Raw genomic sequence first — 1,549 nt, 5'->3', positions numbered from 1 at the left:
CCTTGATCGCGGCCAGCCCTTCGCGCTGATCGCCAAGCCTTGCGATATCACCGCCGTGCGCAATTTGGCGCGGCTCGATCCGCGCGTCGACCGATATATGCGCTATGCCCTGGCCTTCGTTTGCGGCGGCGCATCGGACCTTTCGAAATCGGAACAGGTGTTGCGGCGTTTCGGCCTCTGCGAGGACGAGCTCACGCTTTTTCGCTATCGCGGCCATGGCAATCCCGGCCTCAACCGGATCGAAACCAGGGACGGCCGCGCCTTCGAACTCACCTATCGGCAGTTGTGGGAGGACGAGGACAAATGGATGACCCAGCCGCGCTGCAAGATCTGTCCGGACGCGATCGGCCAGGTGGCGGATATCGCGGTTCATGACGCCTGGCTGAATGGTGGGCCGGCGGTCGAGGATGAGCTGCTCAACAGCATCATCGTGCGTACCGGGCGCGGCCTCGAACTGTTCGATGCGGCCGTCGACGCCGGCGCTCTGGAGATCAAGCGCGAGACCGGCATTGCCGAAATCAGCGAGTTGCAGTCGCACCAGGTGCGCAAGCGGCGCGCCGTCTGGGCGCGGCTGAAAGGCATGGCGATCGCCGGCAGGCCGGTGCCTTTTGTCACCGATCTCGCCCTTGCAGATTGCGCCGCGCAGAATTCGCTGGCGGAGAATCTGGCCGAGGGGCGCGGCGCTCGCGACCGCGCGCGGCGCGGACGCCTGGGTGAGCCGCCTGCCGTGCCGCGCGAAGGCCGGGCAATCATGTTGAAGGATGGGTTGAGATGAATGCCGCCGAGGAAACGGACGTCATCATTATCGGCGGCGGCATGGCCGGTGCCGGTGCGGCCTTCGAGATATCCCACTCCGCAAAGGTGGTGCTGCTCGAGCGGGAAAGCCATTGCGGCTACCACACGACCGGACGCTCGGCGGCAAGCTTTACCGAAAATTACGGCAACGGCGTCATCCGGCGTATTGTGCTTGCCAGCCGGTCTTTCCTGACCGAACCGCCAGCTGGATTCTCCGAGTATCCGCTGCTTGGCAAGCGCGGCATGATCACCGTGGCGCGCGCCGATCAGATCGATCTCCTGCGGGAGGATCTGGCGGCCGCGCAGGGGCTTGTGCCCTCCATCGTCGCCATGACGCCGGCCGAAGCGATCGCCAGCGTACCGGTGCTGCGCGCGGAGTATCTCGCCGGCGCCTATATCGAACCGCATTCGATGGACATCGACGTCAACGGCCTGCACCAAGGTTATCTGCGCGGCGCCCGCGCGCGCGGCGCGCGCATCGTCACCAATGCCGGCGTGACGGCGATCGACCGGCAGGGCGGCCAGTGGCGGGTCGAGACGCGGGCGGGGACCTTTCGCGCGCCAATGCTCGTCAATGCAGCCGGCGCCTGGGGCGACGAGGTCGCCATCATGGCAGGGGTGCGCCCGGTCGGCCTGCAGCCGAAACGCCGCACCGCCTTCAACATTCCATCGCCCGCAGGGGTCGACATATCGGACTGGCCGCTGGTCAACGATGTTGGCGCCGAATTCTATTTCAAGCCGGATGCCGGGCAGC

General features: G+C 66.2%; 2 protein-coding genes. Both read left to right on the top strand.

What is annotated here, in order from left to right:
* The coding region (locus EN939_RS33645) for a Coenzyme F420 hydrogenase/dehydrogenase, beta subunit C-terminal domain (protein ID WP_206528420.1) at positions 1-775 on the top strand (775 nt) is incomplete at its 5' end.
* On the top strand, positions 772-1,549 hold a 778-nt coding region (locus EN939_RS33640), incomplete at its 3' end, for an NAD(P)/FAD-dependent oxidoreductase (RefSeq protein WP_164751489.1). The genes EN939_RS33645 and EN939_RS33640, both read left to right, overlap by 4 nt.

The organism is Mesorhizobium sp. M7A.F.Ca.CA.002.05.1.1, from assembly GCF_003998335.1.
GTDB lineage: Bacteria > Pseudomonadota > Alphaproteobacteria > Rhizobiales > Rhizobiaceae > Mesorhizobium.
This window is presented reverse-complemented; position numbering and strand designations above follow the sequence as displayed.